The sequence below is a fragment of the Streptomyces sp. NPDC107454 genome, from assembly GCF_055582885.1.
On record NZ_JBVJPA010000001.1, the window covers coordinates 190,398 to 209,965 of the forward strand.

General features: G+C 71.4%; 20 protein-coding genes, 1 tRNA gene and 1 pseudogene. 13 read left to right on the forward strand and 9 right to left on the reverse strand.

All coding sequences use genetic code 11. The features are described from left to right. Positions 1 to 51: 51 nt before the first annotated feature. The 3 genes and pseudogenes from ACZ69M_RS00805 to ACZ69M_RS00815 form a co-directional block, all read left to right on the forward strand. Positions 52 to 441 (forward strand): annotated as a pseudogene (locus ACZ69M_RS00805) (hypothetical protein); the annotation flags it as partial. Positions 442 to 495: 54 nt separating this feature from the next. Then, positions 496 to 921: a tyrosinase family oxidase copper chaperone gene (locus ACZ69M_RS00810; protein WP_470045815.1), complete on the forward strand. Its 426-nt coding sequence runs from the start codon at positions 496 to 498 to the stop codon at positions 919 to 921. After that, complete coding sequence (locus ACZ69M_RS00815) at positions 905 to 1,771, forward strand: tyrosinase family protein (protein WP_470045816.1); 867 nt, start codon at positions 905 to 907, stop codon at positions 1,769 to 1,771. Before ACZ69M_RS00810 ends, ACZ69M_RS00815 begins: the two co-directional genes overlap by 17 nt. Positions 1,772 to 1,892: 121 nt before the next feature. Here the strand turns inward: ACZ69M_RS00815 and ACZ69M_RS00820 are convergent, their stop codons facing one another. Together ACZ69M_RS00820 and ACZ69M_RS00825 are read right to left on the reverse strand one after the other, a co-directional pair. After that, positions 1,893 to 2,177 carry a chaplin gene (locus ACZ69M_RS00820; RefSeq protein ID WP_470045817.1) on the reverse strand — a complete coding sequence of 95 codons (285 nt, stop codon included), beginning with the start codon at positions 2,175 to 2,177 and terminating at the stop codon, positions 1,893 to 1,895. A gap of 172 nt (positions 2,178 to 2,349) precedes the next feature. Further along, the gene (locus ACZ69M_RS00825; RefSeq protein ID WP_470045818.1) at positions 2,350 to 3,309 is read right to left on the reverse strand and encodes a D-2-hydroxyacid dehydrogenase family protein; all 960 of its coding nucleotides are present in this window, start codon (positions 3,307 to 3,309) and stop codon (positions 2,350 to 2,352) included. Positions 3,310 to 3,447: 138 nt separating this feature from the next. On the opposite strand from ACZ69M_RS00825, the gene ACZ69M_RS00830 reads away from it, so the two are divergent. The 4 genes from ACZ69M_RS00830 (at position 3,448) to ACZ69M_RS00845 (ending at position 6,526) form a co-directional block, all read left to right on the forward strand. Continuing rightward, positions 3,448 to 4,035, forward strand: coding sequence for a hypothetical protein (locus ACZ69M_RS00830; RefSeq protein WP_470045819.1), 588 nt, complete (start codon positions 3,448 to 3,450; stop codon positions 4,033 to 4,035). Positions 4,036 to 4,065: 30 nt separating this feature from the next. Further along, positions 4,066 to 4,824 carry a YcnI family copper-binding membrane protein gene (locus tag ACZ69M_RS00835; RefSeq protein WP_470045820.1) on the forward strand — a complete coding sequence of 253 codons (759 nt, stop codon included), beginning with the start codon at positions 4,066 to 4,068 and terminating at the stop codon, positions 4,822 to 4,824. Between the two features lie 237 nt (positions 4,825 to 5,061). Beyond that, complete coding sequence (locus tag ACZ69M_RS00840) at positions 5,062 to 5,772, forward strand: hypothetical protein (RefSeq protein WP_470045821.1); 711 nt, start codon at positions 5,062 to 5,064, stop codon at positions 5,770 to 5,772. 121 nt (positions 5,773 to 5,893) lie between these two features. Further along, positions 5,894 to 6,526: a sigma-70 family RNA polymerase sigma factor gene (locus tag ACZ69M_RS00845; RefSeq protein ID WP_470045822.1), complete on the forward strand. Its 633-nt coding sequence runs from the start codon at positions 5,894 to 5,896 to the stop codon at positions 6,524 to 6,526. A gap of 121 nt (positions 6,527 to 6,647) precedes the next feature. Here the strand turns inward: ACZ69M_RS00845 and ACZ69M_RS00850 are convergent, their stop codons facing one another. The 4 genes from ACZ69M_RS00850 to ACZ69M_RS00865 all read right to left on the reverse strand — a co-directional run bounded on the left by ACZ69M_RS00850 (position 6,648) and on the right by ACZ69M_RS00865 (position 12,747). After that, the gene (locus tag ACZ69M_RS00850) at positions 6,648 to 8,051 is read right to left on the reverse strand and encodes a Cys-Gln thioester bond-forming surface protein (protein WP_470045823.1); all 1,404 of its coding nucleotides are present in this window, start codon (positions 8,049 to 8,051) and stop codon (positions 6,648 to 6,650) included. Between the two features lie 275 nt (positions 8,052 to 8,326). Further along, entirely contained in the window at positions 8,327 to 8,794 is a 468-nt protein-coding gene (locus ACZ69M_RS00855; RefSeq protein ID WP_470045824.1) for a single-stranded DNA-binding protein, read from the reverse strand. Between the two features lie 225 nt (positions 8,795 to 9,019). Further along, a complete protein-coding gene (locus ACZ69M_RS00860) occupies positions 9,020 to 11,143 on the reverse strand; it encodes a YfjP family GTPase (protein WP_470045825.1) in 2,124 nt (707 codons plus the stop codon). Then, positions 11,140 to 12,747: a dynamin family protein gene (locus ACZ69M_RS00865; RefSeq protein ID WP_470045826.1), complete on the reverse strand. Its 1,608-nt coding sequence runs from the start codon at positions 12,745 to 12,747 to the stop codon at positions 11,140 to 11,142. The genes ACZ69M_RS00860 and ACZ69M_RS00865 overlap by 4 nt, the downstream gene beginning before the upstream one ends. Before the next feature lie 310 nt (positions 12,748 to 13,057). Here ACZ69M_RS00865 and ACZ69M_RS00870 point away from each other — a divergent pair. Continuing rightward, positions 13,058 to 13,130 (forward strand) — tRNA-Arg (locus ACZ69M_RS00870). Positions 13,131 to 13,183: 53 nt separating this feature from the next. After that, positions 13,184 to 13,321, forward strand: coding sequence for a hypothetical protein (locus tag ACZ69M_RS00875; protein WP_470045827.1), 138 nt, complete (start codon positions 13,184 to 13,186; stop codon positions 13,319 to 13,321). An 80-nt stretch (positions 13,322 to 13,401) separates the two neighbouring features. Here ACZ69M_RS00875 and ACZ69M_RS00880 read toward each other — a convergent pair whose 3' ends face one another. Both ACZ69M_RS00880 and ACZ69M_RS00885 read right to left on the reverse strand, forming a co-directional pair. Continuing rightward, complete coding sequence (locus ACZ69M_RS00880; protein WP_470045828.1) at positions 13,402 to 14,352, reverse strand: nucleoside hydrolase; 951 nt, start codon at positions 14,350 to 14,352, stop codon at positions 13,402 to 13,404. Between the two features lie 208 nt (positions 14,353 to 14,560). After that, the gene (locus ACZ69M_RS00885; protein WP_470045829.1) at positions 14,561 to 14,869 is read right to left on the reverse strand and encodes a DUF1876 domain-containing protein; all 309 of its coding nucleotides are present in this window, start codon (positions 14,867 to 14,869) and stop codon (positions 14,561 to 14,563) included. 344 nt (positions 14,870 to 15,213) lie between these two features. On the opposite strand from ACZ69M_RS00885, the gene ettA reads away from it, so the two are divergent. From ettA to ACZ69M_RS00900, 3 genes are read left to right on the forward strand one after another with little or no spacing between them, the layout of a single operon-like run. Next, on the forward strand, positions 15,214 to 16,878 hold the full coding sequence (ettA, locus tag ACZ69M_RS00890; protein WP_470045830.1) for an energy-dependent translational throttle protein EttA: 1,665 nt from the start codon (positions 15,214 to 15,216) through the stop codon (positions 16,876 to 16,878). Between the two features lie 6 nt (positions 16,879 to 16,884). Further along, complete coding sequence (locus ACZ69M_RS00895; protein WP_470045831.1) at positions 16,885 to 17,298, forward strand: acyl-CoA thioesterase; 414 nt, start codon at positions 16,885 to 16,887, stop codon at positions 17,296 to 17,298. A 2-nt stretch (positions 17,299 to 17,300) separates the two neighbouring features. Further along, on the forward strand, positions 17,301 to 17,990 hold the full coding sequence (locus ACZ69M_RS00900) for a DUF8010 domain-containing protein (protein ID WP_470046331.1): 690 nt from the start codon (positions 17,301 to 17,303) through the stop codon (positions 17,988 to 17,990). Positions 17,991 to 18,007: 17 nt separating this feature from the next. Here the strand turns inward: ACZ69M_RS00900 and ACZ69M_RS00905 are convergent, their stop codons facing one another. Beyond that, a complete protein-coding gene (locus tag ACZ69M_RS00905; protein ID WP_054231791.1) occupies positions 18,008 to 18,412 on the reverse strand; it encodes a globin in 405 nt (134 codons plus the stop codon). Between the two features lie 133 nt (positions 18,413 to 18,545). On the opposite strand from ACZ69M_RS00905, the gene ACZ69M_RS00910 reads away from it, so the two are divergent. Beyond that, positions 18,546 to 19,547, forward strand: a complete 1,002-nt coding sequence (locus ACZ69M_RS00910) for a methyltransferase domain-containing protein (RefSeq protein ID WP_470045832.1) — start codon at positions 18,546 to 18,548, stop codon at positions 19,545 to 19,547. The last annotated feature ends 21 nt before the right edge of the window (positions 19,548 to 19,568 follow it).

Sequence of the window (19,568 nt, forward strand, 5' to 3'; positions counted from 1 at the left end):
GTTACCCGGTACGGACGCAGACCCCGAATCCTGAAAGGGACCGTGCCTGAGATGAAGCCGACCACTCGAGGAACTCTTGCCGCCGTCGTCACGGGCGTCGCGGCAGTGATGGGTGCCGCCGCCGCGACCCCGGCCGTCGCGGCCGAGACGGTCCCCGTCCGCGTGCCTCTGGACGGTGTGGAGCGTGCCCTCGGGCTGCCGACGCCCAAGATCGCCGGGGAGTTGCCGGTGCCCATGCCGGGCGGACCCGCAGGTGCCCGTCATGTCGAGGGACGGATGCTTCCGGAGCGGGCCGTTCCGCAGCTGCCGGTCGGCGCCGGACTGCCCGGGGCGGACTTCGGGGCGCCTCTTCCGCACCTCTTCGGGCACGGCTTCGAGCACCTCGGGGTCGACGCGCCCGCGGCCGCTCTGCCCACGCTGACGCCCGGGCTGTCCCCGGACCCCTCCTGAAGACGCGTCATCGTCACCGTCACCGAATCCGTTTGAGGAGAGAACATGTTCGTCAGCAGAGTGTCGAGCGGAGTTCCGGTGACCCGGCGGGGCGTGCTGCACGGCCTGCTGGTGTCGGCCGCCGCCGTGGCGCTGGCCCCGGTCGTCGCGGCCTCGCTGCCCGCGCGGCCACCCCGCCCCGAGGACCGCACATTCGACGAGATGTACCACGGCCGCCACCTGCTCGGCGCGAGGACCGGCAACGGCGGCCGGGCCGGAACCGCCGGCGGTCAGTGGCAGGTCACCGTGGACGGCCGCCCGCTGCACCTGATGCGCCGCGCGGACGGCAGCTACCTGAGCATGCTGGACCACTACCAGTCGTACCCGACCGCGCTCGCGGCCGCGCGCGCGGCCGTCGACGAACTGGGCCCCTCGGAGCGGCTGCGCGACACGGAAGCGGAGGGGAGCCCCCACCATGGCGTACACGCGTAAGGATGTCAGCACACTGACGGCCGCCGAGCGGCGCCGCTTCGTCGCCGCGATGCTGGAGGTCAAACGCCGGGGCGAGTACGACGAGTTCGTGCGGATGCACATCCAGTACTACGTCGCGGACGGTGACAGCGGACTGCGCGCGGCCCACATGGCGCCCTCCTTCCTGCCCTGGCACCGGCAGTTCCTGCTCGAACTGGAACGGGCGCTGCGCCGCGTGGACTCCGGGGTGAGCGTGCCGTACTGGGACTGGACGCGGGACCGGACGCCGACCTCCGCGCCCTGGACCCAGGACCTGCTCGGCGGCAACGGTCGGCGCTCCGACCGACAGGTCACGACCGGGCCCTTCGCCTACGCGAACGGGAAGTGGACCATCACGGAGGGGGTGACCGACGGCGAGTACCTCACCCGCGACTTCGGCCGCCCCGGCAACCCGATCGAACTGCCCACCCGCCGCGAGCTGGACTCGGCGCTCGCGGACCCCGTCTACGACACGGCCCCCTGGAACTCCACCTCCTCCAAGGGATTCCGCAACAGACTCGAAGGCTGGGGGAGCGGGTCCGGTGCCGCGTCCTGGCGCAACCACAATCGCGTGCACCGCTGGGTGGGCGGGGCCATGCTCGGCGGCGCCTCCGTCAACGACCCCGTGTTCTGGCTGCACCACGCCTTCGTGGACCTCCAGTGGTCCCGCTGGCAGCAGCGGCATCGCGGCGCCCGCTATCTGCCCGCCCGGCCGCCGGGTCCCGGCGACTCGCAGCGCGGACGGATCGTCGCGAGGCACGACAAGATGCCGCCGTGGGGCGTGACACCGGACAAGCTGGAGGATCACAGCGGGATCTACCGGTACGCGTAGCGATATCCGCGTAGAGGTGCCAGTACGCGTCGAGGCTGTGGCGAGGCCCCCGGCAGTGACCACTGCCAGGGGCCTCTCGCCCGCCTGCGCCGGCTGTCGACCTACGACCGGCGAGGGCGTGTCACTTGCCGTAGCCGCCGGGGCCGGGGTTGCCGAGGTCGTGGTCGCCGACGCTGGCGCAGGTGTTGCCGAAGGTCGGGTTCAGCAGTCCGGGGATGTCGACGGTGTCCCCGCACAGGTTGACGGGCACGTCGAGCGGGGCCTGGATGAGGTTGCCCGACAGGACACCGGGCGAGCCGACGGCGGCAGCCTGAGCGCCGGCGTCCGCCAGGGCCAGACCGGCGCCGCTGAGCACCACGGCCCCCGTGCCGAGAGCGACACCAGCTGCCTTCGCGATGCGAGACATCACGTTCTCCTTTGACTCGGTGAGTTGCGGCTGCTCGGACGCGACCGCACTCACCTTCAACGCGCCCGACCACGGCTGGTCACGGGCGTTCATCGGGGGATCACCCTCTACGAACAGGGCTTTCGCCACAGCTCGCGGTGCGCCCTCGACCGGCCCGGCCCGGCCACGAGGCTCAGCCGAGTCGGCGTACGGGGGCGCCCGCCAGGAAGGCCCGGATGTCCTCGACCGCCCCGCCGTAGTACGCCTCGTAGTTGGCCCGCGACACATACCCGAGATGCGGGGTGGCGAGGAGGCGCGGGGCCGAGCGCATCGGATGGTCGGCCGGGAGCGGCTCGATGTCGAACACATCCACGCCCGCTCCGGCGATCCGGCCCTCACGCAGGGCGGCGAGCAGCGCATCCTGGTCGACGATCGCCGCGCGGGAGGTGTTGACGAGGTAGGCGGTCGGTTTGAGGAGGGCCAGCTCGGCGGCGCCGATCAGACCACGGGTGCGCTCACCGAGCGCGAGGTGCACGGAGACGAAGTCGCTGCTCGCGAGCAACTCCTCCTTGGAGGAAGCCAGTTCCACCCCGACCTCTTCGGCGCGCTCCTTGGTGAGGTGCCGGCTCCACGCGCCGACCCGCATCCCGAACGCGAGACCCACCTGCGCCACCCGGCTGCCGATCTTCCCCAGCCCCAGCAGGCCGAGCCGCCGACCGTGCAGATCGGCGCCCACCGTGCTCTGCCAGGGGCCGCCCGACCGCAACGCGTCGTTCTCCGCGACGAGGCCCCGCGCAAGCCCCAGCAGCAGCGCCCAGGTGAGCTCCACCGGCGGTGTCGAGGCACTCGGGGTGCCGCACACGGTCACGCCCCGCGCCTCGGCGGCCGCGTAGTCGATCACCGTGTTGCGCATCCCGGAGGCGATCAGCAGCTTCAGCCGGGGCAACCGGGCCAGCAGCGACGCGGGGAAGGGCACCCGCTCCCGCAGCGTGACGACGATGTCGAAGTCCGCGAGTACGGCGGCCAGCGCGTCCTCGTCGCCGAAGTGCTCCCGGAAACCGACGACCTCCACGTCGTCCGCCACCGGCGACCAGTCGGCGACCTCGGTCGCCACGCCTTGATAGTCGTCGAGCACGGCACAGCGAAGCGGCATGTCAGTTTCCTCCCGTCCTCCCTGGTTCGAACGGACCCTACCCGAGCGGCGTTTCGACGTCCCGGCGCGGCGTCGGAGGAAGCGGCTGCTCCGGAAGCCGCGACGGCCGTTCGCCCGCCATGGCAGTATCTGGGCTCCATGAGTGCGTCCCCAGAGGTACGGAGCCTGCGCGCGGCGGTGTTCGCCGTGCTGTGCGTGCTGCTGGCCGCCGGGGGGCACGGGCTCGCCACCGGTCAGGCCCCGCCGCTGTGGGCGGACGGCGCCGGGCTCCTCGCCGTCTTCTCGGCCGGCTGGCTGCTGGGCGGACGCGAACGCTCACTCGTCGGGATCGGCGGCGGGATGCTGGCAGCCCAGGCCGGGCTGCACCTCGCCTTCGAGGCGGCCGGCCCGCGGATGGCGATGGACATGCACGGCGCGCACATGGCGAACCCAGCAGGGCACGCCATGACATCGCACGCCACCGCCGCCCACGTGGTGGCCGCCCTCCTCGTGACCTGGTGGCTGCGACGCGGTGAAGCCGCGTTCTGGTCCTTGCTGCGGCGCGCCGCGGCGCTCGTACCGGGGCTCGCCGCCTGGTGGCGGGTGCGCGCGGGGTGGTCCGCCGTACCGACCCGGCCGGCCGTCGTACGCCGGACCGCGCGGGAACCCCGGCCGCTTCGGCAACTGCTGCTGCGCCACGCGGTCTCCCGTCGGGGACCGCCGGCAGGGCTCGCGTACACGCCCTGACCGCATCCCCACCAGTACGGAGTTCCCCTGATGTCCCCGATTCGCACCACCCTGCGCCGGGCCGGCCTTGTCGCCGCCCTCACCACCACCGGTGTCCTGGCCGCCGCGGGCGCCGCCTTCGCGCATGTGACGGTTCACCCCGAGACCTACGCCAAGGGAGCCACGGACGGTGTTCTCACCTTCCGCGTCCCCAACGAGGAGGACACCGCGAGCACCACGAAGGTGCAGGTCTTCCTGCCGACGGACCACCCGGTCCTCGGTGTGCTCGTCACCCCCCAGGAGGGCTGGACGGCGCAGGTGACGACCACGAAGCTCAAGACCCCCGTCAAGACCGACGACGGCACCATCACCGAGGCCGTCTCGGAGATCACCTGGACCGGCGGCCGGATCCGGCACGGCCAGTACCAGGACTTCAACGTCGCCTTCGGCCAGCTGCCCGACGACACCGACCAGTTGAGCTTCAAGACCCTGCAGACCTACTCGGACGGCAACGTCGTCCGCTGGATCGAGGAGGAGAAGAAGGGCGCGGACGAGCCGGAGAACCCGGCGCCGGTGCTCACCCTGACCGCCGAGGACGCGGAGACGGGTTCCGGCGGGACCTCGGACGCGGCGTCGGGCTCCGCCCCGTCCTCGTCGTCGAGCTCGGCGTCGGCCGTCGCGGCCGGCTCGACGTCGAGCAGTGACTCCACGGCCCGTGGCCTGGGCATCGCCGGACTGGTCGTGGGTGTCCTGGGCCTGGCCGCGGCCGGCTACGCCCTCGCGCGCGGCCGGGGTGCACGCTCCGAGTAGGCGAGCGGCCTCTCACCGGTTCTCGCCGGGTCTCGTCGGCTCCCATCGGCCGATGACCCCCGCCGAGCGGTTGCCGTCCCGCCGACCTCGTCCTCCGTCGGCGGGACGGAATCTCCCACCAGCTCGTTCGTGAACACCGCGCGTCCGAAGCGAGTTGAGCCCGCGCATGAGTGGGCGGTGAGAAATTTCCGTACCCTCCCATGAAGCCTGTTGCCCGGATGCGAGGATGAGCCCGCCATGACTGCTGGGTGGTGTTCTCGCACGGTACGGGCCGCGGTGTTCGCGGTCGTCTGTGTGTTGCTCGCCGCCCTGGGGCACGTGATGATGTCCGGCGGCACGGTGCCCTGGTGGGCGTTGGGCGCCTCGGGCGCGGTGATCGGCGGCGCGGGCTGGTGTCTGGCCGGCCGGGAACGCGGACTGCCCCTGATCGTGTCCGCCGTGGTCGCGGCGCAGGCGGTACTCCACTCGGTGTTCTCGCTCGCGCAGTCTTCGGGATCCCTGGGAGTGTGGGGCGCGGCGGCCTCGGTCTTCACCGGCCACGACATGAACTCCATGCCCACGGGTCCCCTGTCCATGAGTTCTATGTCCCCGAACTCCGTGCCCATGGACTCGACCCGCATGGACGCCATGGACATGGGCGCCATGGACCACCTGGGGCACGCGGCGGACGGCACGTCGTCCTCGCTCGGCATGCTCGCCGCCCACCTGCTGGCCGCCCTGCTCTGCGGCCTCTGGCTCGCGCACGGAGAGCGCGCCGTCTTCCGTGTCCTGCGGGCCCTCGCCGGCCTGTTGGCCGCCCCGCTGCGCATGCCGCTCGCACTGCCCGCGCCGGTGAGCCGCCCGCGTCCGCGCGTCCGCCGCGACCGCTCCGCCCGCGTGCCGCGCCGGCTCCTTCTCGTCCACGCGATCACTTCTCGAGGTCCGCCCGCCGGGACCGCTGTCGTCTGAAGACAGCCGGTTCCCCGAGGCCGCCCCTGTGCGCCCCCGGGCCTCGGCCGTACGCCTTCGTGCGGCCGGTTTCGCTCACCGGACCCTCGGGCCGCCCTCGCGCGCCGGGTCCGGATCCCGGATGACCCGAGAAGGACACCAGGTGACCACTCCTGCCCTGCCCACCTCACGTGACGCGTCGCTGACGGCCTGGGCGCTGGCCGCCCGCGCCGGTGACCCCGACGCGGTCGACCAGTTCGTGCGCGCCCTGCACCGCGACGTACGCCGTTACGTCACCTATCTGGGCGCGGACCCGCAGACCGCCGACGACCTGGCCCAGGACACCTTTCTGCGCGCCCTCGGCAGCCTGCACCGTTTCGAGGGCCGCTCCTCGGCCCGTACCTGGCTGCTGGCCATCGCGCGCCGGGCCGTGATCGACAGCTTCCGCACCGCGGCGGCCCGGCCCCGGCTGGCCGACTCCGACGACTGGCAGCTCGCCGCCGAACGTGCCCAGCCGCGCGGCCTGCCGGGCTTCGACGACGGCGTCGCGCTCGACGAACTCCTGGCCGAACTGCCCGAGGAGCGCCGCGAGGCCTTCGTGCTGACCCAACTCCTCGGACTGCCGTACGCGGAGGCGGCCCTGGTGAGCGACTGCCCCATAGGTACGGTCCGCTCACGCGTGGCCCGTGCCCGCAGCGCCCTGATCGCCTCGCTGTCCGACGCCGAACGCTGTGGACTGCCCGAGCGGCGCGAGCTGGTCGGCGCGACGGCCTGACGGGCGCGGCCGGAAAGGGTCGCGGCCCCGGTCGCCTGGGGGCGGGCCGGGGCCGCGGCTCACGGAGTCACCGTGCTGCGGTCACTCACTGTTGAGTTGCCAAGGTGCGGTGCCACAAGGCTCAGTTCTGCGCCGGTGCCTTCTTCTTGCGGAGGAGGAGCACCGCAGCGCCGCCGATCACGACCAGGGCGACGGCGATGCCCGCGATGACCGGGGTCGCGCCGGAGCCACCGGTCTCGGCGAGGTTGGTGCCTCCGGTGGAGTCGGCGCTCGCAAGGGCCGGGCTCGGCTCACCGACGGTCTGGGTCGTGATGTCGCTCGCGCTGCCCTGTGTCTTGCAGTCGAGCATGCCGGTGAAGTGCTTCTCGAAATCGTTCGGACCCGTCAGCGTGAAGTCGTACGCCTGGTCCTCCTGCAGCGGGACCGTCACCGTCAGCGACTTGCCCGCGGCGACGGTGTGCTCGGCCCCCATCAGCTCGAAGGTGAACGGCGCGTCGCCCGTGACGGTCGCCGTGACGTCCACGCCGCCCTTGGCGCAGTTCGTCGTGGCGGACAGCGCCGGTATCGCGCCTTCCTTGGCCCAGTTCGCGGTCGCCGTCGCCGAGACCGTCGACTCGCTGGAGCCCGCGAGGATCTGTGTCTGGCTGCGGGTCCCCGAGGCGAAGGCCCGGCCGACCGGCACGGTCGTCGACGCCTGCACGGTCAGCGCCGCCGAACCGTCCGTGGCGTCCTTCGGCACGTCGAAGTAGAGCCGGCTGCCGTTCGTCGCCGAGGTGATCGCCTTGCCGTCCTTGCCGACGACCTTCACCCCACTGGCGGCGGCGTCCGCGGGCGGCGTCACCGTCACGCTGTCCGCGTCGGTGTGCACCGTGATCGGGCCGAGCCTCTCGCCGGCGTGACCGGAGACCGCGGGCGGGTCGAGGGTCAGCGAGGCCTTGGGCTCCGCCACGTTTTGCGCGTTCTTCTGCAGGTAGTCGGCGAGCTTCTCCGCCTTCGGGTCCACCGCGTCCACGTCGGCACCGTCCGAGTACCGCCAGATGGCCACCTGGGTGCCGGCCGCCGCGTCCTGCTCGGTGAGGCCGTGCGCACCGGCCATGTCGGCCAGCGCCGCGAGGTCGTTGACCTGTGGGTAGGAGTGCTGCAGGATCCAGCGGATCTTACCGGCGTCCTTGTTGCCGTTCAGCGAGGTGCCGCTCCAGGAGGTCTCCCGGTACTGGGCGTCCCGCTGGGTCGGGTTGTGGAGGTCGATGCAGTACGTCTGCAGCATGCCGCCGCCGTCGACGGACATCTCGAACAGACCGGCGGACACCTGCTGGTCCACGCCGTTGTCGTGGACCACCGCGGCCCCGTACGTCTTCAGACCGCCGATCGTCGCGCTCGCGCCGCCCTGACTCTGCGGGGCATCGGCGGCGGCGGCCGCGCCGGCGGTGGCCAGCGCCCCCGCGGCGACGAGCCCCGACACCAACGTCGCGGCGGCGAGGCGAGCGGCCCCGCGCGCGGACCACGCAGAGAACGAAGAAAACACAGAATTCCCCTTCGAGCAGGACCCGTTGACATGGGGGGACGGTCCCGCCAGCAGAATCAGAAGCCCCGTGAGCTATGCCCGGCATCCTAAGGACGTGGGCGCACCGCACTTCCCGGTCCTGCCGTCGGATAACCGATCCGAATCGGAATCGTTATCGGTCGGCGAGCCTGTGAGCTGCGCTTATCGACAAATCAATGCGGACTGTCCGGAACGGATTTGTCGATAAGCCGCAGTTCGGTCAGGTTCGCCAGGTCAGGGCGATTGCGTACCTGACGTCACGTCACTCCGGCGAGCTCCGGCTGCTGTTGGGAGGCGTCGAGGGAACGGCTCTCCGGCTCCGTCTCCCAGTTGGGCTCGGGCCGGGGGGACGCGGCCGTGTCCCCTTCCTTGTTCGGGCGCCGGAAGGCCGAGGTGCCGCGCGAGAGGTCGTGGCCGATGGCCACCGCGTCGATGTCCGCCGACGTCCAGCTCTGCCCTTCGCGTACCTCGGTACGCACCTTCAACCTGCCCTGCACGATGACGGGATCGCCCACCGACAGCGATGCGCCCACATTGGTGGCGAGCGCGCGGTTCGCCCACACGGTGAAGAAATTGGTGTGCCCGTCCGTCCAGGCGCTCTTCTCGCGGTCCCAGTACCGCGCCGTCACCGCCAGGCGGAACCTCGCCGACGCGCCGTTCGCCAACTCTCGGTACACCGGCTGCGTCGCCACGTTCCCCACCGCGCACACCATCGTCTCGTTCATGCCCGACCCCTCTCCCGTACGAATGCGTCTGTCGCGGCGAGCGCATGCGCTGCGTTCGCGTGCTCTGCGTCCACACGCTCTGCGTTCGCATGCGCTGCGATCGCCGCGAGTTCAGACTGCCTTCGTCGGGCCGGGCCCGCTGAGCCCTGTGTGCTACCGGCCGGTTGTGGACAACCGCGTCACCCGAAAGGGTGGATGGGCTTCAGCCCGTGGGGTGTCTTCTCGTCATCCGACCGGCGCCGACGCCCCCGTGACCTGCCCGTACTGCTCCCGTACCTCCCGATACCGCAGCAACTCCGCCGCCACCGGATCGAGTACCCGCGCCCTCCCGCACCCGGCGGCAGCTTCGCGCAGTCGCCGTTCCGCTTCGAGTCCGTATCGCCTGGCCGGTCCGCGCGCCGCCATCCTGCTGCCCCACTCGACGGCCGGGCCGCCGATGATGCCCGCCAACATCAGCAGCACCGGCACTCCGAGGTTCGGCGCCATGAACCCGATGATCTGCCCCAGCAGCCACAGCCCGCCGATGATCTGAAGAATCGTCATCGAGGCCTGCGCGAGCACGGCGGCGGGCCACCAGCCGGGCCGCGGCGGCCGCCCCATCGGAGTCGTGGCGCGCGTCGCCATCTCGTCCAGCGCCTCCGGCAGCCCCTGCGCACCGCGCACGGCCGCCTCACGCACCGCCTGCGCCCAGGGCACGGGGAGCCCGCGGGCCGCCCGGTCCGACACCGTACGCACCGCCTGTTCGACGCGCTGCCGGGCCGTGGCCTCCTCGTCCGCGGGTGCCCGTACCGACAGCCGGCCCGTCATCGAGTCCCCCCGGTCCTGGACCCAGCGCCACAGCCGCAGCCAGGGGGTGCCGCACGCGCGGTTGGCGTTGCGGCGCCACGCGCGCTCGGCCGCCTGACCGGCCGCCGTGGCACCCACCGCGTCCGCGAGCCGGTCCGCGAACTCGTCGCGCGCCTCCTCGCTGAGCCCCGTGCGCCGCCCCGTCGAGTAGACGGGACGCAGTCGCATGGCGGCCGCGTCGAGGTCGGCCGAAATTCGACGGGCGGCGGCGCCCCGCTCGGCCAGGAACAGGCCGAGCGACTCGCGCAGTTCACCGATGCCGTCCCCGGTGAGCGCGGACAGCGCCATCACGGTCGCGCCCGGTTCGCCGTACTCGCCCAGCGCGATCCCGTCCTCGTCGAGCAGTCGGCGCAGATCGTCGAGGACCAGGTCGGCGGCCTCGCCGGGCAGCCGGTCCACCTGGTTGAGGACCACGAAGGTGACCTCCGCGTGGCCCGCCATGGGTCGCAGATACCGCTCGTGGAGCATGGCGTCCGCGTACTTCTCGGGGTCGACGACCCAGATGACCGCGTCGACGAGCGCCAGGATGCGGTCCACCTGTTGGCGGTGCTGGACGGCTGCGGAGTCGTGGTCGGGCAGGTCCACCAGGACGAGGCCGTGCAGTTGCGCCTCCGCCTCCGGGCTCTGCAGGGGACGCCTGCGCAGCCGTCCCGGGATGCCGAGCCGGTCGATGAGGGTCGCCGCGCCGTCGCTCCAGCTGCACGCGATGGGCGCCGCGGTGGTGGGCCTGCGCACGCCCGTCTCCGAAATGGCCACCCCGGCGAGCGCGTTGAAGAGCTGCGACTTGCCGCTGCCGGTGGCTCCGGCGATGGCGACCACGGTGTGCTCACCGGAGAGTTTGCGGCGCGCCGCCGCCTCGTCGAGGACCCGGCTCGCCTCGGCGAGCGTCCCGCTGTCCAGCCGGGTGCGCGACTGCCCCACCAGCTCGCGGAGCGCTTCGAGGCGCGACCTCAGGGGTCCGTCGTACGCGAGCGGGAGCGGCGGCGTCTGTACGGCGGACTTGGTCTCCAGGGCCAGGGACGGGGCCTGTGCCTCCTGGCCGGTGGTCGTCTCGGACACGCGGCGGGCGATCAGCCCGTCGTCCCAGGCGGTCTCCGACTCGGCACGGGTGCAGGCGTCGTCGGGCTTCACACGTGTGTGCCCGGTGTCGTCCTTCACGCGTGTGTGCGCGCCGCCACGCGGGGCATCGAAGGCGACCTCCTGGTCCCGCTCGGCGTCCTCCGTCTCCGCCTTCGCTTCTGTACCCGCCTCCGCCTCGGCTGTCCCCTCCGGCTGCGCCTTCGTCACGGACTCCACGGGAGCCTCCGTCGCGGCCTCCCCGGCGGCGGGCTCGCCGTCCGCGGCTTCCGTGGCGAAGGCCTCCGGGGAGTCGGCCCGGGAACGAGAGCCTTCAGGGTGGCCGTTTTCGGAACTTCCCCGGCCGGACGTGCCGTCTTCGGGGGAATCGTCTCCGGGGTGGTCGGCGTGATCCGTGTGGTCTGTGACGGCAGTCACCGCGGTCACCTCTCCTTCTGCAGTACGGACAGCGCGGCGATGAGTTCGGCCTGGGGCTCTGGGTGTACGTCGAGGGCGTCGAGCGGGGCGAGACGGCGCTCGCGTTCGGTGTGCAGGGCCCTGTCGAGGTACTCGGCAAGGAGGCGCCCGCCCCTCTCGCGCAGCCGCAGGGCGCCGTGCGCGCCGAGCCGCTCGGCGAGCCCCTCGCCCGCGTTGCGTGCCCTGTGGCCGCCCAGGAGCGCGGTGGCCACCAGCGCGGCGACGACCTCGGCGTCCGGTGCCACGCTCTTGTCGAGGCGGCCGACCTCGTCCTCGGCGTACTCCTCCAGGACCCGCCGCCAACGCCGTACGGACATCCCGATCCGGTGCTCGGCGCTCTCCAGCGCCGGATCACGTTCCATCAGCCCCGGAGCGCCCGCGGCCGGTTCGCGCCGCCAGGCGTCGTCCACGCGCTCGTCGGCGGCCGTGACGGCGCACAGCAGGAGTGCGGCCAGGCTCTCGACGAGCGAATCGAGCAGTTCACCCGCGGTGCAGTCGAGCGGGTAGGCGCGCCACCGCTTGAGCGCGTCCCCGGAGAGCACGGCACCGGTTTGCAGACGCCCCTTCACGCGCGTGTACTCGCTGTCGTACGCCCCGTCGACGGCGGCGGTGAGCCGCAGCGCTGCCGCGTACTGCGCGGCGGCCGCACCGGCGAGCTCGGGCATCCGGGCCTTGAGCGAGTCGAGGACTCCTTGGGCCGTACGGGCCATCGCCGAGTGCCGGGCTCCGGGGTCCTGCGTCTGGTGGACGAGCCACGTGCGCAGCGGTGCGACGGCCGTGGCGGGCAGCAGGCCGCCGCCCCACGCGGACTCGGGCAGTTCCGGCACGGTGAAGCGGGGCACCTCGCCGAGCCCCGCCTTGGTGAGCAGGGCGCCGTACTGCCGCGAGACCTCGGACACCACCTGGTGGGGCACCCGGTCGAGAACGGTCACCAAGGTCGCCTTGTGCTCCTTGGCGGTACGCAGCAGATGCCACGGCACGGCGTCGGCGTACCGCGCGGCCGTGGTCACCATGACCCAGATGTCGGCAGCGCAGATCAGTTCGGCGGCGAGTACGCGGTTGTCGGCGACCAGGGAGTCGATGTCGGGCGCGTCGAGCAGGGCGAGGCCCCGGGGGAGGGTGTCGGCGGTTTCGATACGCAGGACCCGTTCACCGCGCTCCATGAGGGCCTGGAGGTCGTCGCCGGGTTCCTGGTGGGGCACCCACACGCGCGTGAGGTCGGGCAGCACCCGCATTCCGCTGAACCAGTGATGGTCCTCCGGGTGGCACACCAGTACCGGCGTCCGGGTCGTCGGCCGCAAGACGCCGGCCTCGCTGACCCGGCGTCCGACGAGGGAGTTGACGAGAGTGGACTTCCCCGCTCCCGTCGACCCGCCGATCACGGCGAGAAGTGGCGCTTCGGGTCCCCTCAACCGGGGCACCAAATAGTCGTCTAGTTGTGCGAGCAGTTCGTCGCGGTTGGCACGCGCGCGTGGAGCCCCCGCCAGGGGCAGCGGGAAGCGTGCGGCGGCGACACGGTCGCGCAGGGCGGAGAGTGCGTCGAGCAGCTGAGGCCGTACGTCCAAGGTCACCACATGCGAAGAATGCCCAATTTTGGAGGCTTTCTGAAGCATATGGCTATGTCTGCGCGCCGACAGGACACACGGGGCGGAAGGGACGACTGGGGCGCAGGCATAACGAGTGCACAACACCCGATGCGCGAGACGCCAAAAGCGGTGCACGATTCGTACCTGCCTGCGATTATCAGGACCGCTTCACTGAACCTCCACATTGAGCCACGGAGGCGAAGCGCCAGGGACAAGGACCCGGGAGCCCTATCCTTGTCCCCGGCAAGGTCACGGATCGGCCCACACCCGGGCACCACGAAACCGGCCACCACACCTGGCCCCCGTAGCTCAGTGGATAGAGCAGGCGCCTTCTAAGCGCTTGGCCGCAGGTTCGAGTCCTGCCGGGGGCGCTCTGTTCGTGCACTGCTTCCGCCCTCCCTCGGGGAGGGCGTTTTTGTGGCCTGTGATCCGAGCGCCGGTCGGGCAGGACGTCTCCGACACCGGCAGCGTCGTCGAAGTCGGCCTTGGATCCGGCGACTTCAGCGCCCTCGACGGCCTGGTGATCCGGGCTCAGGTCGCCGGGGGCTGCGCGAGGGCGTGAACGTGTTCGATCCATCCAGGTCCTCGTCGAAATCCCCTGGACGGCCGCCCGGGAGTGACGCCCGGTGCCCTCCCGTACCGCTACGCGGAGGTCCGCGTGGTGGTCGCGGCGATGGTTTCCAGCGAGCTGATGAGCAGGTCCCACAGGCGTTCGGTGTGCAGCTTCGTCGCCACGGAGGTGTTCGCCGGGCCCGAGCGGCCGCGGAAGTCGGTGACCGTCATGCCGTAGGTCGCCCTACCCCGCAGCTCGACCTCGACATGGGCCGGCGTGACCTCCATGAGGCTCGGGTCGATGGCCCGGCCGACCGCGCACGCGTCGTGGATGGTGGCCATCGCGCCGTGCACCTTGCCGACGTTGGCGTTGTAGTGGTCGAGGAGATCGACGACGAACCGGGACACGGGTGTGCCCAACGCCCCGATGCGGGCAAGCAGTTCAGGTGTGGCGGCGGCCTGTGCCGTCAGGTCGAGGCCGACCATGGTCAGGGGCCAGCCCGCCGAGAAGACGACCGCGGCCGCCTCGGGGTCGGCGTGGATGTTGAACTCGGCCGCCGGTGTGATGTTGCCGCGGGTGTACGACCCGCCCATCAGGACGACCTCCTTGACCAGTTCGGCGATACGGGGCTCCCGGCGCAGCGCCAGCGCGATGTTGGTCAGGGGCGCGGTGGGGACGAGGGTGATCTCACCGGGGTCGGCGAGGACCGTCTCGATGATCAGATCGACGGCGTGCCGGGGATCGGTCTGCATGGCCGGAGGGATGAAGGCGGGGCCGTCCATTCCGGTGTCCCCGTGGATCTCGGCTGCGAGGGTCTGGTCCCGGACGAGGGGACCGCCCGCACCGGCCGCGACCGGCACGCCGCGCAGGCCCGCCAGGGTGCAGACCTGCCGGGCGTTCAGGGTGACCTTCTCGATGGTCTGGTTGCCCGCGACGGTCGTGATGGCGACGATCTCGACGTGGGGATTCCCGGCGGCGAGCAGGATGGCGATGGCGTCGTCGAGCCCGGGGTCGCAGTCGATGATGATCTTCTTGGGCATGGGCGTCCTTCGGGGTGGGACGGGGATGCGGGCCGGATCACTGGGAACAGCATGCGCCAGGCCCACCCTGCCCTGGTCGGCCACACGCCACTCCTGCCGGCCCCACCCCGCCCCTGTCGCGAAGGCTCACCCGAGCCGATGCGAGGTGACTCACCTCAGCCGATGCAGATGATTCACCTCAGTCGATGCGAGGTCGCTCACCGGTCGCTCACCTCAGCGGATGCGAGGTCCTTCCCGACGCCTCGTCGATCTCGTCGTGCGCCTTGGTCAACAGCTTCATCGCCAGTTCGTTGAGCGCCCGCGCGCCCGCGACCTCCTCGCCGACTCTCGGCTGGTTGGAGTCGGAGGGGTGGCGGCTGGCGTACCCGTGAGCGCGTACCTCGTTCCCGTCGGGGAGCCGGAGGAGAGCGGCGGCGCGGGTGCGGTGGTCGTCCTCCTCGAACTCGATCTCGACGTGCCAGCCGACGGCGGTCCGTCCCTGCGCGGCGGCCGGTTGCGGCTGTGTCATCTGTGTCATTGCGATCACCTCCGAGGCGGGCCCCAGTCCCTGATACGGGCCTCGGCCCCTATTACCAGAGTGTGCTTCTTCCCCCGACTCCGCACGGGATGACGCCCGATGGCGACAAGGAGTGACCGAACGACTACCAACCGCCCGTGCCTGGGCTGTTGAACCGCCCGTGCCGAGCCCGTCGGACCGCCCGTGCCGAGCCCGTCGGACCAGTGACAGGCCGACTGTCGGCGCGCTCGGTGAACGGCCAGGTCACGGCCCCCTGACCGAACGGGTTTCCTTCGAGGGGTAGCCGTCAGGCAAGATGGGGTGTATCTGCCCACTGCCGATTTCAAGCGTCCGGACGGTTTCTCTTGGCTGAGTACATTTACACCATGCGCAAGACGCGCAAGGCGCACGGCGACAAGGTGATCCTCGACGACGTCACTTTGAGCTTCCTCCCGGGCGCGAAGATCGGTGTGGTCGGTCCGAACGGTGCCGGTAAGTCCACCGTTCTCAAGATCATGGCGGGCCTTGAGCAGCCCTCCAACGGTGACGCGTTCCTGTCGCCCGGCTACAGCGTCGGCATGCTGCTCCAGGAGCCCCCGCTCGACGAGTCCAAGACGGTCCTGCAGAACGTCCAGGACGGCGCCGCCGAGATCATGGGCAAGCTGCACCGCTTCAACGAGGTCGCCGAGCTCATGGCGACCGACTACTCGGACGCGCTCATGGAGGAGATGGGCAAGCTCCAGGACGACTTGGACCACGCCAACGCGTGGGACCTGGACACCCAGCTGGAGCAGGCCATGGACGCCCTGGGCTGCCCGCCCGGCGACTGGCCCGTCACCAACCTCTCCGGTGGTGAGCGCCGCCGCGTCGCGCTGTGCAAGCTGCTGCTCGAAGCCCCCGACCTGCTGCTCCTCGACGAGCCCACCAACCACCTGGACGCCGAGTCCGTGCAGTGGCTGGAGCAGCACCTCGCGAAGTACGCGGGCACCGTCGTCGCCGTCACCCACGACCGGTACTTCCTCGACAACGTCGCCGAGTGGATCCTCGAACTCGACCGCGGGCGCGCGCACCCCTACGAGGGCAACTACTCCACCTACCTGGAGAAGAAGGCCTCCCGCCTCAAGGTCGAGGGCCAGAAGGACGCCAAGCGCGCCAAGCGGCTCAAGGACGAGCTGGAGTGGGTGCGGTCCAACGCCAAGGGGCGTCAGGCCAAGTCCAAGGCGCGTCTGTCGCGCTACGAGGAGATGGCCGCCGAGGCCGACAAGATGCGGAAGCTGGACTTCGAGGAGATCCAGATCCCGCCGGGCCCGCGTCTGGGCTCCATCGTCGTCGAGGTCAACAACCTCTCCAAGGCCTTCGGCGAGAAGGTCCTCATCGACGACCTGAGCTTCACCCTGCCGCGCAACGGCATCGTGGGCATCATCGGCCCCAACGGCGCCGGCAAGACCACTCTCTTCAAGATGATCCAGGGCCTCGAGACCCCGGACTCCGGCACGATCAAGGTCGGCGAGACCGTCAAGATCTCGTACGTCGACCAGAGCCGCGAGAACATCGACCCGAAGAAGTCGCTGTGGGCCGTCGTCTCGGACGAGCTGGACTACATCAACGTCGGCCAGGTCGAGATGCCCTCCCGCGCCTACGTCTCCGCCTTCGGCTTCAAGGGTCCCGACCAGCAGAAGCCGGCCGGTGTCCTCTCCGGCGGTGAGCGCAACCGGCTCAACCTCGCCCTCACCCTCAAGCAGGGCGGCAACCTGCTGCTCCTCGACGAGCCGACCAACGACCTCGACGTCGAGACGCTGTCCTCGCTCGAGAACGCGCTGCTTGAGTTCCCGGGTGCGGCCGTGGTCGTCTCCCACGACCGCTGGTTCCTGGACCGGGTCGCGACGCACATCCTCGCCTACGAGGGTGACTCCAAGTGGTTCTGGTTCGAGGGCAACTTCGAGTCGTACGAGAAGAACAAGATCGAGCGTCTCGGCGCGGACGCCGCCCGCCCGCACCGTGCCACCTACAAGAAGCTGACCCGGGGCTGATCGATCTTGCGGCACATCTACCGCTGCCCGCTGCGCTGGGCGGACATGGACGCGTACGGCCACGTCAACAACGCGGTCTTCCTCCGCTACCTGGAGGAAGCACGTATCGACTTCCTGACCCGCCCGGACAAGCAGTTCAAGCAGGGGTCCGTGGTGGCGCGCCACGAGATCGACTACAAGCGGCAGCTCGTCCACCGGCGCGAGCCGGTGGACATCGAGCTGTGGATCACCCAGATAAGGGCCGCGTCGTTCACGATCACGTACGAGGTCAAGGACGCGGACCAGCTCTACGTCCGGGCCGCGACCGTGGTCGTGCCGTTCGACTTCGAGGCCCAGCGCCCGCGCCGCCTCACCGCCGAGGAGCGCGAGTTCCTGGCGGAGTACCGGGACGACCCGGCCGACGAGGCCGTCGCGGCATGACCGTGACCGCGCTGCACCTCACCGACGAGGGGGAGGCGGCGGACCTCGCCGCCTTCCTCGCCCGGCTGATCCACTACGACCGCGCCGCCGCCGTACGCCTCCAGGCGTCCGGCACCGCGCTCGCGGTCTTCGGCCGGCCGCCGTCGTTCGAGGTCCTCGCGATCCGTACGGCGCGGCTCGCCAAGCCGTACGAGAACGGTCTCGAGGTCACCCTCGACGTGACCGTCTCCGCCGGTGAACTCCTGGAGTCCATCGACGAGTCGGCGGCCACCGTCAGCGTTCCCGGGGCCGTCACCGGGCCGCCGTGGGCCGGGGTCCTGCCGCCCCGCGGAGGCTGGCAGCCGCAGCCGGGACTGCCCGGGCCGGACGCCGTGCGCGCGATGATCGCCACTGCGGTCGCCGAATTCCGGTCCCGTACGGGGGAGTTGGCGCCCGAGGCCCGTACGCGCGCCGAACTCGACCGCATCGGACGGGAGATCTGGTCCCGGCCGATCGGTGACACCGGCCTTCAGGTACGGGCCGTGCACGCGGCGCAGTCGCTCGGGTTCCTGTTGCCGGTGCGTCTGGCCGACCCGGGTGAGAGCCCGTTGGGGCTGTACTCGTCCGGGGCGTGGCTGCGGCTGCGTACGCCCTACGGATCGATCGCCGTCCGCAGGGCGGGACTCGGGGCACTGGACGTCAGCGTCCGCTGAAGCCCCGGGGGACGCTCTCAGCCGGCCGTGTTGATCATCGACGCCGCCGCGTACGTCAGGTAGTTCCAGAGCGTGTGCTCGTGCTCCTCGGAGAGGCCGAGCTCGTCGACGGCCACCCGCATGTGCGCCAGCCAGGCATCGTGTGCCGCCTGGTCGACGGCGAACGGGGCGTGCCGCATCCGCAGCCGGGGGTGACCGCGGTTGTCGCTGTACGTCGTCGGGCCGCCCCAGTACTGGATCAGGAACAGCGTGAAGCGTTCCTCGGCCGGGCCCAGGTCCTCCTCGGGGTACATGGCTCGCAGCAGCGGGTCTTCGGCCACTCCCTCGTAGAAACGATGCACGAGGCGCCGGAAGGTCTCCTCGCCGCCGACCTGCTCGTAGAAGGTCTGCTCCTGAAGCGTGCCGCGCCGAATCTCTTTCACCTCACCATCGTCTCAGACCGGGTGACCGAGGACGCAAGGCTTAGGACCAGCGGCCCAGAGCCCGCCCAGCGCCCCCGGCGGCCCGGCGGGTGCGGTGTTCGCCTCGCGGCCTGTCCCGCCGCACAGTGGAGGTATGAGCGCGCACGCTCTCGACCACGACCACGATCGTGATCACGACCTGGACAACCTCGCCGCCCTGGCGCGGGCCGCCCTGGTGCGCGAGATCGACCGGAGCGGGGCCTGGGCCGCCGACCCGGTGTGGCGGGCGGCGTTCGAGGAGGTCCCGCGCCACGTCTTCGTGCCGTACTACTACGTCGGTGCCGTGGGCGGCTTCGAGCGGGTGTGGGGCGAGGATCCCGACCCGCGCAGCCGGGAGCACTGGGTGCGCGGCGCCTACGCGGACGCCCCGCTGGCCACCCGGGTGCGCGACGGCGAGCTGGTCTCCTCCAGCAGCCAGCCGTCGCTGATGGCGATGATGCTGACCGCGCTGGAGGTACGGGAGGGGGACGCCGTCCTCGAGATCGGCGCCGGCACCGGCTACAACGCGGCGCTGCTCGCCCACCGTCTCGGCGACAGCCTGGTGACCACGGTCGACCTCGACCCGGAGATCACCGAGTCCGCACGCCGGCACCTGGCCACCGCCGGGTACCACCCGACCGTCGTCACCGCGGACGGCGCCCGCGGGGTCCCCGAGCGCGCCCCCTTCGACCGGATCATCGCCACCTGCACGCTGACCTCGATCCCGCGGCCGTGGCTCGCCCAGTGCCGTCCCGGCGCCCGCATCCTGGCGCCGCTGTCCACCGGCCTGATCGCGCTGCGCGTCCGGGACGCCGGGCATGCCCAGGGGCGCTTCCTGCACACGCCGGCCTACTTCGTGCCCCTGCGCGGCGCGAGCCGGCCCGAGGAGCCGGAGCCGCGGCAGCTGGGCGAGCTGCCGCGCCGGGCCCGCGGCGACGAGCTGTTCCGGTTCCTGCTGACCCTGGTGGGGAGCGGCCTCGACCCGTACGAGGCGTACGAGCTGTGGGAGCGCGAGAACCGGCCCGTGCGCGAGCGGTACGGGGTCACGGTCGACGGCGCGGACGCCTGGGCGTGGCTGGACGACCCCGAGGGGCCGTACGCCTGGCCGCTGCCGTGACTCCCGCCGTGGCTCCTGCCG